At 59.5% G+C, this 13369-nt stretch carries 12 protein-coding genes and 1 pseudogene; 5 read left to right on the forward strand and 8 right to left on the reverse strand.

The features are described from left to right. Positions 1–8 precede the first annotated feature (8 nt). A complete protein-coding gene (locus tag FS804_RS04115) occupies positions 9–905 on the reverse strand; it encodes a branched-chain amino acid ABC transporter permease (protein WP_144574940.1) in 897 nt (298 codons plus the stop codon). A gap of 62 nt (positions 906–967) precedes the next feature. On the opposite strand from FS804_RS04115, the gene FS804_RS04120 reads away from it, so the two are divergent. Both FS804_RS04120 and FS804_RS04125 read left to right on the forward strand, forming a co-directional pair. After that, a complete protein-coding gene (locus FS804_RS04120) occupies positions 968–1516 on the forward strand; it encodes a CGNR zinc finger domain-containing protein (protein WP_144576317.1) in 549 nt (182 codons plus the stop codon). After that, positions 1513–2022 carry a hypothetical protein gene (locus tag FS804_RS04125; RefSeq protein ID WP_144574943.1) on the forward strand — a complete coding sequence of 170 codons (510 nt, stop codon included), beginning with the start codon at positions 1513–1515 and terminating at the stop codon, positions 2020–2022. Before FS804_RS04120 ends, FS804_RS04125 begins: the two co-directional genes overlap by 4 nt. Positions 2023–2144: 122 nt before the next feature. On the opposite strand, the gene ndk is transcribed toward FS804_RS04125, so the two are convergent. Both ndk and FS804_RS04135 read right to left on the reverse strand, forming a co-directional pair. Next, a complete protein-coding gene (ndk, locus tag FS804_RS04130) occupies positions 2145–2567 on the reverse strand; it encodes a nucleoside-diphosphate kinase (protein ID WP_003496769.1) in 423 nt (140 codons plus the stop codon). Between the two features lie 103 nt (positions 2568–2670). Continuing rightward, the gene (locus FS804_RS04135) at positions 2671–3366 is read right to left on the reverse strand and encodes a glutathione S-transferase family protein (RefSeq protein WP_144574946.1); all 696 of its coding nucleotides are present in this window, start codon (positions 3364–3366) and stop codon (positions 2671–2673) included. Between the two features lie 258 nt (positions 3367–3624). Here FS804_RS04135 and FS804_RS04140 point away from each other — a divergent pair, with 258 nt between their 5' ends. Together FS804_RS04140 and FS804_RS04145 are read left to right on the forward strand one after the other, a co-directional pair. Next, positions 3625–4668 carry a GGDEF domain-containing protein gene (locus FS804_RS04140; RefSeq protein WP_186376648.1) on the forward strand — a complete coding sequence of 348 codons (1044 nt, stop codon included), beginning with the start codon at positions 3625–3627 and terminating at the stop codon, positions 4666–4668. 69 nt (positions 4669–4737) lie between these two features. Then, entirely contained in the window at positions 4738–6621 is a 1884-nt protein-coding gene (locus tag FS804_RS04145; protein ID WP_144574949.1) for an ABC-F family ATP-binding cassette domain-containing protein, read from the forward strand. A 270-nt stretch (positions 6622–6891) separates the two neighbouring features. Here FS804_RS04145 and FS804_RS04150 read toward each other — a convergent pair. From FS804_RS04150 to FS804_RS04160, 3 genes and pseudogenes are all read right to left on the reverse strand, one after another. Further along, positions 6892–7134, reverse strand: a pseudogene (locus FS804_RS04150) (heme-binding protein); the annotation flags it as partial. 23 nt (positions 7135–7157) lie between these two features. Further along, a complete protein-coding gene (locus tag FS804_RS04155; protein ID WP_144574951.1) occupies positions 7158–9098 on the reverse strand; it encodes a GGDEF domain-containing phosphodiesterase in 1941 nt (646 codons plus the stop codon). Positions 9099–9150: 52 nt separating this feature from the next. Next, complete coding sequence (locus tag FS804_RS04160) at positions 9151–10416, reverse strand: diguanylate cyclase (protein ID WP_246665843.1); 1266 nt, start codon at positions 10414–10416, stop codon at positions 9151–9153. Between the two features lie 299 nt (positions 10417–10715). Here FS804_RS04160 and FS804_RS04165 point away from each other — a divergent pair, with 299 nt between their 5' ends. Next, positions 10716–11642, forward strand: a complete 927-nt coding sequence (locus FS804_RS04165) for a Gfo/Idh/MocA family protein (protein ID WP_144574954.1) — start codon at positions 10716–10718, stop codon at positions 11640–11642. A 31-nt stretch (positions 11643–11673) separates the two neighbouring features. On the opposite strand, the gene FS804_RS04170 is transcribed toward FS804_RS04165, so the two are convergent. Both FS804_RS04170 and FS804_RS04175 read right to left on the reverse strand, forming a co-directional pair. Continuing rightward, positions 11674–12702: a sensor domain-containing diguanylate cyclase gene (locus tag FS804_RS04170; RefSeq protein ID WP_063951125.1), complete on the reverse strand. Its 1029-nt coding sequence runs from the start codon at positions 12700–12702 to the stop codon at positions 11674–11676. Between the two features lie 196 nt (positions 12703–12898). Beyond that, positions 12899–13348, reverse strand: coding sequence for a DNA polymerase III subunit chi (locus FS804_RS04175; RefSeq protein ID WP_144574957.1), 450 nt, complete (start codon positions 13346–13348; stop codon positions 12899–12901). Between the last annotated feature and the right edge of the window lie 21 nt (positions 13349–13369).

Consider the following 13369-nt stretch of genomic DNA (forward strand, 5'->3'; position numbering starts at 1 on the left):
GGACAGCCTCAGGGCGCTTCGACCCTGCTGCGCATGACGATCAGCCAGCCGACCAGCAAGGCCAGAACCGCCGCATCCCGCCAGGCGGCAGGCCCATAACCGACCCAGAATGTCTCGGCAAAGCCGACCGCGGCTGCCCCCAGGCCGCAGATGAGCGGGCTCGCATATCCGCCCGCTGCCGAAATCAGCACGACTTTCAGACCGAAGACGAGGCCCGCTCCGAAATCCATGGTGCCGTAATAAAAGGTCGCGAGCACACCGGCTGTGGCCGCAACGAGGCCCGCCGCGCAGTAGGACAGCAGAAAAACCCTGCCGGCATTCACCCCGAGGAGCGATGCGGCCAAGCTATCGTCCGATATCGCCCTCCATCGTCTGCCAAAGGCGGAGCGGTTGAGGTAAAGCGAGCCAGCGAGAATGAGCAGGCAGAAGACCGCCGTATTCAGCATCTGAATCGGTGTCAGGGTGACGGCAAAGCCGCCCTCGCTCCAAAAACGCACCGGCTGCGACAAGAAAGGCGGCAGCCACAACTGTTTTGTATCGGCGGCAAGTCTAGCACTTTCCGTGAGCGCGATCAGCACGCCGACGGAGGCGACAGTTACCGTGTTGGGAGAGGCCTTCGCCAGCGGTCGCATGACCGCCCGCCCAATGAAGCCCGCCGCCCACAAGCCTCCAAAAAGACCTGCCCCCGCCCCCAGCGCCAAGGTTGCCGGCAGAACCAGCCACAGACGGTTCCAGCCGAAGTCGGCAAACAGCAGGCAAGTCTGCCCGGCGAAGGCAAAGATAGCGCCGTAGGTGACGTCGGCGCGTTTGGTGACGGAAAAGGCAATGGCGTAACCGAAGGCCAGAACCGCATACAAGGATGCGATCGGCACGGCATTCAGCAATTGTTGCAGGAAATAAGCCAAGCCCGTCCTCCCCAACGGCGATTATAACTGTTAAAATCTGTTTTGGTAGTTATATTATGGTCATGACATTCAGTTGGACGGAACATCGTTTTGCAGGGGGAGCACTGGCGCTCGATGTCGCCAACAGCGTCATCCTGCGTGCCGACCCGGCAAGGAGGCTAGACCGCTTTGCTGAGCCGGAGCAGATCGCTGCCTTTGCCGAAGCGGCAACGCGGCTTGGCGGGGAGCGTGACAGGTTTCCCGCCCTCGTCTCACCAGGGGCGACCGAGCGACCGCTTTTTCTGGAGTTGCGCGAAGCGATCGACGATCATTTCCGGTCGTCTGTCGCCGGCGTGGCCGATGACGGTAAGCTGGCCCGGTTTCTCTCCGCCGGCGCCTTGGCACTGAGAGTATTCCCGACCCAGGAGAGTCTTGCCAACGCTACCGTCCATTCCTCCCTGTCGCTGCTTTCCGGCGATATCAGGGAGAGGCTCCGCATCTGCGCCAATTGCGGCTGGTTGTTTCTGGACCGCAGCAGGAACAGAAGCCGGATCTGGTGTGACATGGCGGTATGCGGCAACCGGCAGAAGGCCAGCCGGCATTATCATCGCAGGAAAGAGGCGCAGCCATGAAAATTGCCCTGCCCCTGCTGGCGATCGTCGCCTTGCTATCCCTTACGGGTTGCCAACGCGACGAACCTCGCGAGGTGGCGAAGCTTTCCGGGCGCATGTTCGTCTTCAACTACCGCGTGGCTGTCGCCACCTATCTGGTAACGCTGCAGCGCATCGCCCCCATCCGCGATGGCAGCACGGTTGAAGCGTCTTTCGAGAACCCGCGTGGCGGTCCGGACCTCATCATAAACGATAAGATTTTTCCGACAGACGACAGGATCACCGTTCAGAGCCCGCCGGTCGAATGCGTGAAGCAGGATCGGCCCTACAAGGTCTCCATCCGCATCAAAGCACCGGAAGGTGACATTCTCCAGACGATCCAGACCACAATCCGCTCCGATACGGACCAGTCGGCTCTACCGGCGAAGCCGCTGGTGGTCGGCCCGCTCTATACGCCCAATCCGGAGGTGTTCAAGGCTGACGGTTCGACGGATATGCGACCGGTTCAGGGGTGCCCGGCGTCGTAGAGAGCGGCGTGACCTTCCCGCCTCTCAAAAAAAACGGAGCCTTTCGGCCCCGTTTCCTTGAGTCTTTTCAGCAGCTTCACCCAATCGCCTGAGAGGGCGATTCAAGCTGTTGAGGTTTTGAATCAGCCGACGATTTCGGTTTCGGCGAACCAGTAGGCGATTTCCTGTGCGGCGGTTTCCGGCGCGTCGGAGCCGTGAACGGAGTTTTCGCCGATGGAGAGCGCGAAGGTCTTGCGGATGGTGCCTTCAGCGGCCTGGGCCGGGTTGGTGGCGCCCATGATTTCGCGGTTCTTCAGGATGGCGTTTTCGCCTTCCAGAACCTGAACGATGGTCGGGCCGGAGGTCATGCCTTCAACGAGTTCGCCGAAGAAGGGGCGTTCCTTGTGAACGGCGTAGAAGCCTTCGGCTTCGCGCTTGCTCATCCAGACGCGCTTGGAGGCGACGACGCGCAGGCCGTTGTCTTCAAATACCTTGGTGATCGCGCCCGTCAGGTTACGCTTGGTTGCGTCCGGCTTGATCATCGAAAATGTGCGTTCAATCGCCATGTGTCCGTTTCCTTTTCCTTCAGAGAAAGTGGGCGGTCTTTACCCGCCCAAAGGCCCGAAAACAAGGGGGATCAACGAGATTGCGGCGATGACGCCAGACATTTCACGCCGCTGTCACACTGCGACCCCTCGCATCATACAGGTCGAGACAGCCTTCGAACCAGTCCCTCACCGGGTCATTCTCGGCGAACAGATCGGCGCCGGTGGTGATCCTCGCCCATTGCAGCGCCCCGAAGACGATGTAATCGGCAAAGAGCGGTGACGTGCCACCGATGAAGGGCTGGAAGCTCAGCATCCGCCGGATCGGCGCCAGCAAACCGGGAAAGGCGGCAATTTCCGCCTCGCGGTTTGCCACCACATCTTCGAGCGGACGGCCGAGCGCCTTGGTGCGGCTATCCCGGAAATAATGACGGTCAGGCTCATCCAGCATATTGTGGATATCGAGGACCGCAATACGGGTGATGGCTGGGTGCAGCACCGTCTGCGACCAGCTTTCGACGAACCGGGCCATCGCCTTGCCGCCTTCTCCGTCAAATAGTGAGGGCCGTTCCGGATAGGCTTCATCGAGGTAGAGGGCGATCTCGAAACTGTCGCTCACCAGCTGATCACCGTCCCGAAGGATCGGCACCGTTTTGGAAAACCCCTCCTCGACAGTCGGAATGACAGTGAAGGGCAAAGGACGCTCCTCGAAATCCAGCCCCTTGTGCGCCAGCGATAGCACCGTTTTCCAGCAGTGGGGCGAGAACGGGCGCGATGCATCGCTTCCGCACAGGGAATAAAGCGTTCTGGACGTGGTCATGGGCAACCCTTTTCATGAATCTGGATGCGCCGATATTAAGGACCGCGGCAGCGCGAAATCAAATCAGGATTTGTCATACGATTGATCAAGACACGTTTTGCTCAAGCTTCCGCGCCGAAGCGTGAAAAATGCATGACGCGAGATCGAAAGTTCTTCTCGGATTCAGTCAATTTTAAACCGTCACTTGTAGGCTTCGTGCCATTCAACAATCGGTTATTACCGGCCATTTATAATAATCAAGTGGTATTGAGGCAGTCAGTGACGTCATCGGCGGGCGATAAGAAACGCGAGCAGACAAGAAGCGCACTTGTCGTTACAAAGATCACGCAGTTCATCACCAAGATGAACATCGCGCCTTTGCCGCGTAACTACGAGCTGATCTATGAGATCTTGTCGGGACACAACCCTTCCATGGGCCGGGACGTTCTTGCGCTCGGAAATGCACCGCAACAGCATGAGATCGACCTGATTGGCCAGCGGCACAATCTGCCTGGCTTTTCAAGGATCGAGGCCGAACAGATGGCGAGCGAGGCGCTCGATACGCTGACACAAATCTCCGCGCGACTGGATGCGAGCCTGAAGCGAACGGAGACATTCATGCATGGCATCAGTGACCAGGGCGGCAAGCAGCCGGTGCCGGAACGTGTCGCGGAATTGCTCGGCGATATTCACGAGGAGCAGACAAGCCTTCGGCATTTCATCGCCATGGGCCTCGTGAAAATCCGCGACGTCGAAAGGCATCGGGCCGAGTTGCAGACGGCCTCCCTGCGCGATGCGCTGACAGCGCTGCCGAACCGGGCCGCTTTTCTTGAAAAGCTTCGCGGCCTGTTTGCGGAAGACAAGGCTGCCTCCGCCACCTCACTGGTTCTGCTGGATATCGATCATTTCCGTGAAATCAACGGCAAATATGGCCCGGCCGCCGGCAACAAGGCACTGAGACGCCTCGCCGCGCTGTTCCGCAAGACCATCAAGAAGGACGATTTCGTTGCCCGCATCGGCGCGGACGAGTTCGCCTTTCTGTTTGCCGGCGTCCCGCAGAACACGGCCGAGGCCATTGCGGAGCGACTGCGGCAGAGCGTGGAGGACTTACGCTTCGTCACGAGCGGCGGGGATGGCGAGCATCTGACGGTTTCGATCGGCGTGGCCGCCGTGGACGGCACGACGACGCCGGCCGAATTTTTCGGCCATGCGGAACTGGCGCTGCTTTCGGCCCGCAGCGGCACACGAAATTGCGTCGTCGGCTACTCCCGCGACGTCGCGCAGCACAGCCGCCGCAGCTATCTCGAACAACTCGGCGATTGATCGCGTAATCTCGCGCGATGTGGCGCGGGCGCTCTTGCCTTGGCCGGTCAGTTCGGCCAAAACGGCGCCATGATTACGATTACCGATCTTTCCGCCCGCATTGCCGGGCGTCTGCTTCTGGACCACGCCAGCGTGACGCTTCCCGCCGGTGTGAAGGCTGGCCTTGTCGGCCGCAACGGGGCCGGCAAATCCACCCTGTTCCGGGTGATTACCGGCGACTTTTCGGCGGAAAGCGGTTCGGTGACGATCCCCAAACAGGCGCGTATCGGCCAGGTGGCGCAGGAAGCACCGGGAACGGAGGAATCGCTGATTTCCATCGTGCTTTCTGCCGACAAGGAACGCAGCAGATTGCTGGCCGAAGCGGAAACCGCGACCGATCCGCACCGTATCGCGGAAATTCAGATGCGGCTTGTCGACATCGATGCCCATTCGGCAGAAGCGCGCGCCTCCAGTATCCTTGCCGGCCTCGGTTTCGACCATGAGGCGCAGCTTCGCCCGGCTTCCTCCTTTTCCGGCGGCTGGCGCATGCGCGTGGCGCTCGCCTCGGTGCTGTTTGCCGAACCCGACCTTTTGCTGCTTGACGAACCGACCAACTATCTCGATCTCGAAGGCACGCTCTGGCTGGAAGATTACATCAGGCGCTATCCGCACACCGTCATCATCATCAGCCATGATCGCGATCTCCTCAACAACGCGGTCAATTCGATCGTGCATCTGGACCAGAAGAAGCTGACCTTCTATCGCGGCGGCTACGACCAGTTCGAGCGGCAGAAGGCCGAGGCTGACGAATTGCAGATGAAAGCGAAGGCGAAAAACGACGCCGCGCGCAAGCACCTGCAAAGCTTCATCGACCGTTTTCGCGCCAAGGCCACCAAGGCCCGGCAGGCGCAGAGCCGCATCAAGGCGCTGGAGCGCATGGGCACGGTGGCCGCCGTGATCGAAGATCATGTTCAGCCGATCACCTTTCCCGAACCCGAAAAGCAGCCCGCCTCTCCCATCGTCGCCATCAATGGCGGCGCTGTCGGTTATGAGCCCGGCAAGTCCATCCTGAAGCAGCTCAATCTCAGGATCGACAATGACGACCGCATCGCGCTGCTTGGCTCCAACGGCAATGGTAAATCCACCTTCGCAAAATTCATTTCCGGCCGGCTCGCCCCGCAGGCGGGCGACCTTCGCGTTGCGCCCGGCCTGAAGATCGGCTTCTTCGCGCAACATCAGCTGGACGATCTCGTGCCAGATGAAACGCCGGTGGAGCATGTGCGCAAGCTGATGCCGCTGGCACCGGAAGCGCAGGTGCGCGCCCGTGTCGCCCAGATGGGCCTTGCGACGGAAAAAATGGCGACGGCGGCAAAGGACTTGTCCGGTGGCGAAAAAGCTCGCCTGCTGATGGGGCTTGCGGCCTTTCATGCGCCGAACCTGCTGATACTTGACGAGCCGACCAACCACCTCGACATCGACAGCCGCCGCGCGCTGATCGAGGCACTGAATGACTATAGCGGCGCCGTCATCCTCATCTCGCACGACCGCCACCTGATCGAGGCGACGGTGGACCGGCTGTGGCTGGTCGCCGATGGTACGGTCAAGACTTTCGAAGGCGACATGGAGGAATATCGCGATCTCGTGGTTTCCTCCGGCAGGAAGAAGGAAGACAAGACAGAGGCTGCTGCCGATCAGGCATCGAAGGCAGATCAACGCAAGGCCAGTGCCGAAAAGCGCGCCCAGCTTGCCCCGCTGAAGAAAAAGATCAACGAAATCGAATCCCTGACGTCAAAGCTTGAGAAACTGATTCAGTCGCTCGACAAGGAGTTGGCGGACCCTGCCCTTTACGAAAAGGCGCCTGCGAAGGCCGCGCAGAAAGTGAAGGAACGCGGGGAAGCCGCTGCCAAGCTTTCCGATGCGGAGGAGCAATGGCTGCTGCTTTCCAGCGAATATGAGGAAGCCATGGCGGGCTGACGCTGGGGTCCGAGCTTCGAGCCGGACCGCACTTGGCCCGGCTGCAGCATTCCGACGGTGAAGTCGTACGCAGATTTTTACGTCCGTCATGGCTGGTTTAGTCCGGCACCCAGACAGCATAAATCCTTTGGCTGGAGGAATTTTTCCGCCACGCAGGCGAGCACCGCCTGAATTCCGGCTCAGGCCGGAAGAAAGGGAAGCAGGCTTTCGCGCTGCCGGTCGCCGTAAGACTTCTCCCGCCACCGATGGCCGATCCCCACCACAAAGGTCTCAGATCGCTCGCGCGGCCAGCGGCCTTGCTGGAAGCCGCCGCGCCATCGACGTTGCTGACTTCGCGCCGATGGCGTTCAGACCTTCGCGGGCGCTTCGGTGTCGATGGCGCCCGATGGTGCACCGCCGACGCCGATGCCGCCAACGAGGACCGCCGATCTTGACAGGTAGACCGCCAGTCTGGACGACGAGCCGGTCATCCATGGTCAGCAGGCCCTCATTGGCCGGCTTGTACACAACGAACATGGCCATTTCGGAGCACGGTGCTAGGCGACTTGGCTGAGCGGCTTCAACCGGTCAAACGGAACGGCGTGAGAATAAAGATAGCCCTGACCGAAGCGAATACCCATCTGCATCAAGAGCTTGCTCTGCTCCTCCGTTTCGATGCCTTCGGTCACCAGCTTCGCGCCATAGCGTTCGGCACTTTCGAAGGCGAGCGCAATCGCCTCCCTGAACCGCGCCTGGTCCATGCGCGAGGTCATCCAGTGGTCGATCTTGACCTCTTCGAAGGGAAACCGTGCAAGGAGCGTGAGCGCCGCATAACCCGTGCCGAAATCATCCAGTGCCAGCCGTACCCCCGCGGCCACCAGCGTGTCGAAATTGCGCTGCACGACGTCATTGGTCGGTATCTTGCTCATCTCCGTCACTTCGATCGACAGGCGGTGCGTCGGCACCGCCATGCGGTTCAACAGCGTCACGACACGATCCGCGAAACGATCCGAGGCAAAGGATGAAGCGGAAATGTTCACCGACAGGTGAAAATCCTCGTCGAGCCCGCGCAGATTGCAGAGGTCTCTAACCACGGCTTCGACCGTCGCCCACTCAAAATCCGCAAGCAGCCTGTGCCGCTGCGCGATCTCCAGAACGTAATAGGGCGAAAGCGCCTGCCCTCGACCGTCGGTGGCGCGTAACAGCGCTTCCGCGCCAATCATGCGGCGATTACACATTTCAAACTTCGGCTGGTAGAGAATCGGTGGCCTTCCGGTTTCGATCCAGTCGACCAACATCCGCCGCACATCCTCGTCCCGCGTCGCTTTTTCAGCCAGCGAAAAAGGAAATATCTGAATGGGATGATCGCTGCCTGCCAGAGCAAGGCTCAAGTGGCGGAGGAAGGAGGCGACGTTGCGCTGGGAAAGCACATCGAGATTGGCCCCACCGATCTTGAGATGCGGAACCGGACCCGCCGCCGCTGCACGGGAATACGCACTCAGCCCGTCGTGCAGGCGCATTATCAGCCGCGCGTTTTCCGATTTCTCCAGCGAAACGCCCTGCATCACGATCGCGAGCGTCGTATCCCCGAACATGAAACAGGCGGGCATATCGGCACTGGAAAGCAGACCATCGTTGCCGCCGCAGATTTCCTGCGCCAGCCGCGGCCAGAAGTGATCGCCCCAATCCTCCCCTTCGTAGGCGGCGACATCGGCGATGTTGACGATTTCGATCAGGACGAGAGCATGCGGAACCGCCGGCGCCTGCAGCATGATGGTTTCAATATGGTCTTTCAGGGCGCGCCGGTTGGGCAGGCCTGTCAGAGGATCGGTTCGCGCCGCCGCCTCCCGCTTTTTCTGCTCTTCCCGCGCCCCCGCCTCGCTCCGCAGGAGGATGAAGAGGCATGCAATCATCGGCAGGCCGACCGCCACGGCCCCAAGCGTGCGACGGCCGACCGCACTGAAGAACAGCGCCTGATCCACGAGCCCAAGAAGATAAGAAAGGTAGATGGCAAACAGGACGCAGACGAATCGCGCCGCAAAAACCGTGACGACATCGCCTGCTTTCAGATCCGTCAGGCGGCGGCGGCGCATCCAGCCGTACATCAGAATTCCGCAAGTCGAGACGACAGCCATATCCTGCAGGGCGGAGAAAAACAGAACCGGGCCGCCGATGATGAGACGGCCGGCCGCAACCAGTACCAGTGTGATCAACCCGCCCTGCCAGGAGCCCAAAACGCCGGCGAGGAACAGCAGGTCCGAGCGGATGTACGGTTTGGAGGGCAACTTGATGAATTCGGAGACCAGGAGGGTCAGCAGAAAACCGGCAACGCCAAAAACAATGCCGTAATAAATTTTATAACGCGGGTCTTCGAGAGCGATGTTTCGGCGCAGCAGGATCAGCATCGAAATCATGCCAACGACGGCGGCCGCCTGAAGCAGGAGAAACGGCAATTCCGCAACGGATGCCGCGGCCTGAGCAACAATCGTTTCCATCATCTGCACTTCCTCCTTGATTGTCCCCGCCACCGCGTTCCATCGCGAAACCTTGTCAAATGCCGCTCCGCCCAACGTCACATTCCGTCCCCACATCTCTGCCATTCGATGACGAGTCACGGGGCTTCATGCAGCCCAGTTCCGGCGGCCCGGCCATCGCGGCTTTCCGCCCGGGGTCAAGCACCAGGCGGTCACGGCCTCGACGTTTTGCCTCGTAGAGCGCCATATCTGCCCGCCTGAGCGTCTCGTCGATGAGTTCCGTGCTGCTTTCGGAGACCGCAACACCTAGGCTGACGGTGACGACATTGCGGCCGTCGGGGCGGCTCGGATGGGGAATGGCCTCATCAATGACGGCCAGTCTCAGTCTTTCGGCGATCCTGATTGCAGCTGCGACGACGCAATCGTCGAGAAGAACCACGAATTCCTCGCCGCCGTAGCGGGCGATGAAACGTCTGTCGCCGTCTTCTTTGCGCAGCGTGCCGCGCAGCCTTCCGGCGACCCTGCGCAGACAGTCGTCTCCTGCCACATGCCCCTCCGAATCGTTGTAATTCTTGAAATAATCGACATCGAGAAGGATGAGTGCGCGCGGCCCGTCGCTGCCCGAGATTTCACGCACGGCCTCGTCGAAGCTGCGCCGGTTGCGGATGCCGGTCAGCTGGTCGGTATTGGAGATTCGCTGAAGTTCGTGGTTTGCGGTTTGAATCTGCTGCAGCAATGTCTTTTCACGCAGCGACGCCAGATAATCCCTTCGCTCCACCTTCTCGATGCGATAGGCCGCAAACAGCGAGACGGCGCTGATACCGATGGAGCACATGATTGCCGGAACCTTGGCCACTTCACTCGTGACCGTGACATAGTCCATGCCAATGATGAAAACCGTCATGCAGCCAGCGGTGCCAAGCAAAGCCACTGGAAAGGGCTGCCGGTGTATCGTGTTCATGTAGAGGACGACGGTGACGATGCCCATGTAATATTCGCTCGCCGACGAGGTCCGGGCGTTGGCGTAGATGAACATGATGGATCCGACAACGACCATGCAGCCGATGGCATGAAGAACCTCATGCACCACCGCATCCGGTCGCGCCTGAAGCGCATAATGCCGAATGGGGAAATAAAGGAACAACACCGGCGTGATGACCACCAGACGGACGATCAAATCAAGCCAGATGATCTCGGGCACGAGTGTCATGTCGACGAAAATGTACAGATCATAGAGAACGGCACCGAAAATCAGCCCCCATGTATTGAACTGATGGCTGCTTTCGTTGACTTTCTGAGCAAAGCCCGGCGAACGGTCACCTCTAAACAAACCGGAAATCACCTGCCCTCCACGACATTCTATTATATTCTAAAATAACGTCTCAACTTCTAATATTCGCTGGTTTTTATCTTGGAATCTGACTTAAGAATTCAACTTATAACTTCAATATTTTTATTTTCTACTTTATTTTTCCAATACCGAATTCGGACAGTAATCCAACACACCAGATTTGTTATGAAGTTACAGGACTGAAAAAGATTGCGCTGGTGAGACGACCGCCTTGCTCCTTTAATCGTTTCTGCTAGAAATCGGTAAAAAGTCACACTTTATCCCAGACAGCATTGCAACAGGTTCATTCCATGTCAGCCACAAAGCTTGCCATCGTCGGCGTCGGCAAAATCGTTCGCGACCAGCACCTTCCGGCCATTTCCGGCAATCCCGATTTCGAATTGATTTGCACCGCAAGCCGCCACGGCACAGTCGAGGGGGTTGCTTCCTTCGGCACGATCGAAGCGATGCTCGAGGCTGTGGCTGATATCGAAGCCGTGTCCCTGTGCATGCCGCCGCAATATCGCTATGAGGCCGCTCATGCCGCTCTGAATGCCGGCAAGCACGTCTTCCTCGAAAAGCCGCCTGGCGCCACTTTATCGGAAGTACAGGACCTCGTTCGGCTTGCCGATACCAAGGGCCTGTCGCTATTTGCCAGCTGGCACTCGCGCTATGCGCCGGCAGTCGAGGCCGCAAAGGCGTTTCTGGGGTCTACGAAGATCAATAGCGTTCACGTCATCTGGAAAGAAGATGTTCGCCACTGGCACCCGAACCAGGAATGGATCTGGCAGGCAGGCGGTCTCGGCGTGTTCGACCCCGGCATCAATGCGCTTTCCATCATCACGCACATCCTGCCGCATGCGCTGTTCCTCACCAAGGCAACGCTCGAATTCCCGGAGAACCGCGACGCCCCGATCGCAGCTGACCTGCACTTCTCCGACGTCCTGAAAACCCCCGTCCATGCCGAGTTCGACTGGCGCCAGACCGGCAAGCAGAGCTGGGATATCGTCGCGGAAACCGCAGCCGGGCAGATGGTGTTGTCTGAAGGCGGCGCGAAGCTCTCGATCGACGGGGAAGAAAAGCTGTCGCAGCCGGAGCGGGAATATCCCGCCCTTTACGAGCGCTTCTCGGAAATCATCAAAGCGGGCCGCTCCGACGTCGATCTTGCGCCGCTGACTCATGTGGCCGACGCTTTCCTGCTCGGCCGTCACAAATTCGTAGATTCTTTCTACGACTGAGAAAAGAAAACGTCTCTCGAAATGCCAGGCATCACAGGGCGCGGCTGACGAAGCGGTCGCGCCCGGATTTTTTGGCCTGATACAGCGCTTCGTCGACACTGCGCAGAAGCGTGGCGCGGTCCGTGCCTGCCTGCGGGGCCAGTGCACCGCCGATGCTGAGACGCGCGCTGACCTCTTGCCCGTCAATATCGAAAGGATTGCGGAAAGCGGCCAGCAGCCGCTCCGCCACTCCATTCAACATCGCGGCGCTGCTCGGTGGGGGTATGAAAATCGCGAATTCATCACCGCCCATTCGCACCACGATATCTTCGTCCCGGATCACGTCACGGATGCGCGCCGCGGCCTCCGTCAGCACACGATCACCCGCCGGGTGGCCCAGCGTGTCGTTGATGGTCTTGAAACCATCGAGATCAAGATAGAGGACGCCGAAGGCCTGGTTTGCAAGCAGGGCGAGGCCCAGCTGGCTGTCGACAACCGCATCCAGAGCCTTGCGATTATAAAATCCCGTCAGCGGATCGGTCATCGCCGCGTCACGCAGTTCCCGTTCAGCGAGGCTCATCGTGAAATTGGCTTTCTGGAGCCGCAGAAGCGCAGCGGCCAGCAGGGCAAAGCCTCTCAGACTATCGATTTCCGCCTGCGAAAATTCCCGCGTCTCGGTATCGACCAGGCAAAAGGAGCCGACCACAAGACCCGGCTCCAGCTCGATCGGCGCACCGGCATAGGAACGCAGTTCAGGGCCGCCCTTCACATAGGGCATGAAACGAAAATCCGGATGCTTCGTCAGGTCAGCGATAACCACCACATCTTTCCTGCTGACGACGCGGGTGCAGATCGACAGGTCGCGCGGGCATTCCGACAGCTCCATTCCCGCCTGTTCGGCAATATGAAGCCAGTCCTCGTCAACAATATGGATCGCCGCACGGGACACCCCGAAGATCCCCTGCCCCAATTGCGACAGCACCTTCAATTCCGGCATTTCGGCATTCTTGAAAGGCATGATCGACCGCACAGCAACCAGACGCTCCATTTCGCCGTCTGGCCGTGAAATTGCCTGTCCCATACTTCGTGTCCTCTGCTGTTTATCCGCCGAACCTGCCTTGAGCAGAATCAACAGATCCGCATCCGAAATGACCGTCTGCTTGCGGGTTTCCCAGCGGGGCATAATGCAAAAACCGCCGGTCGGCGCCACGTGCAAATTGTTGCCGGTCTATTTGCGTATAAAACCAATAACTACAAATCCGCAACCTGCCATTCGATCACGCTTTTTTTTGCCAGCGGCCTTCCGGCGACTGCTGCCAGTAGGTCAGTGCGTGTCCCTCCGCTTTCAGCCTCTTCCAGTGATTTCGCGCCATTTCCAGCTGGTAGGCGTCATAGCCGTCAAACATGAAGACGACGCGCTCATAGGCCTCCACCGTAGGCGGCTCCGCACCATCGACGAGAAAGCGGACGCCCGCTGCATTGGCGTTTTCGTCTGATGCCGTTAGGAGAATCGGCTGGCTCTCCGGTCCGGGGGCCGAATCGGTGGCGTGCGGCAGGAAGCTGTCGTCCCGAAAGGTCCACAGATGCGTGTCTAGAAAATCCCGCCGGTCCTCATCCACCGTCTGGACCGCGACCTTCCAGCCGCGCTCCAGCGATTTCTCGAGCAAAGACGGCAGCGCGTCCTCCAGCTTCGATTCCGTCAGGTGATAGAACAGGATTTCCGTCATGCCCCGGCGTGCCGCTCCGCT

The sequence above is a fragment of the Agrobacterium sp. DE0009 genome (assembly GCF_007680755.1).
Taxonomy (GTDB): domain Bacteria; phylum Pseudomonadota; class Alphaproteobacteria; order Rhizobiales; family Rhizobiaceae; genus Agrobacterium; species Agrobacterium tumefaciens_B.

Coding starts and splice junctions, on each gene's coding strand:
- ndk (WP_003496769.1), bottom strand. CDS start 2,567: ATGGCGATTGAACGCACATTTTCGATGATCAAGCCGGACGCAACCAAG.
- FS804_RS04125 (WP_144574943.1), top strand. CDS start 1,513: ATGAAAATTGCCCTGCCCCTGCTGGCGATCGTCGCCTTGCTATCCCTT.
- FS804_RS04155 (WP_144574951.1), bottom strand. CDS start 9,098: ATGATGGAAACGATTGTTGCTCAGGCCGCGGCATCCGTTGCGGAATTG.
- FS804_RS04165 (WP_144574954.1), top strand. CDS start 10,716: ATGTCAGCCACAAAGCTTGCCATCGTCGGCGTCGGCAAAATCGTTCGC.
- FS804_RS04120 (WP_144576317.1), top strand. CDS start 968: ATGACATTCAGTTGGACGGAACATCGTTTTGCAGGGGGAGCACTGGCG.
- FS804_RS04170 (WP_063951125.1), bottom strand. CDS start 12,702: ATGGGACAGGCAATTTCACGGCCAGACGGCGAAATGGAGCGTCTGGTT.
- FS804_RS04145 (WP_144574949.1), top strand. CDS start 4,738: ATGATTACGATTACCGATCTTTCCGCCCGCATTGCCGGGCGTCTGCTT.
- FS804_RS04175 (WP_144574957.1), bottom strand. CDS start 13,348: ATGACGGAAATCCTGTTCTATCACCTGACGGAATCGAAGCTGGAGGAC.
- FS804_RS04135 (WP_144574946.1), bottom strand. CDS start 3,366: ATGACCACGTCCAGAACGCTTTATTCCCTGTGCGGAAGCGATGCATCG.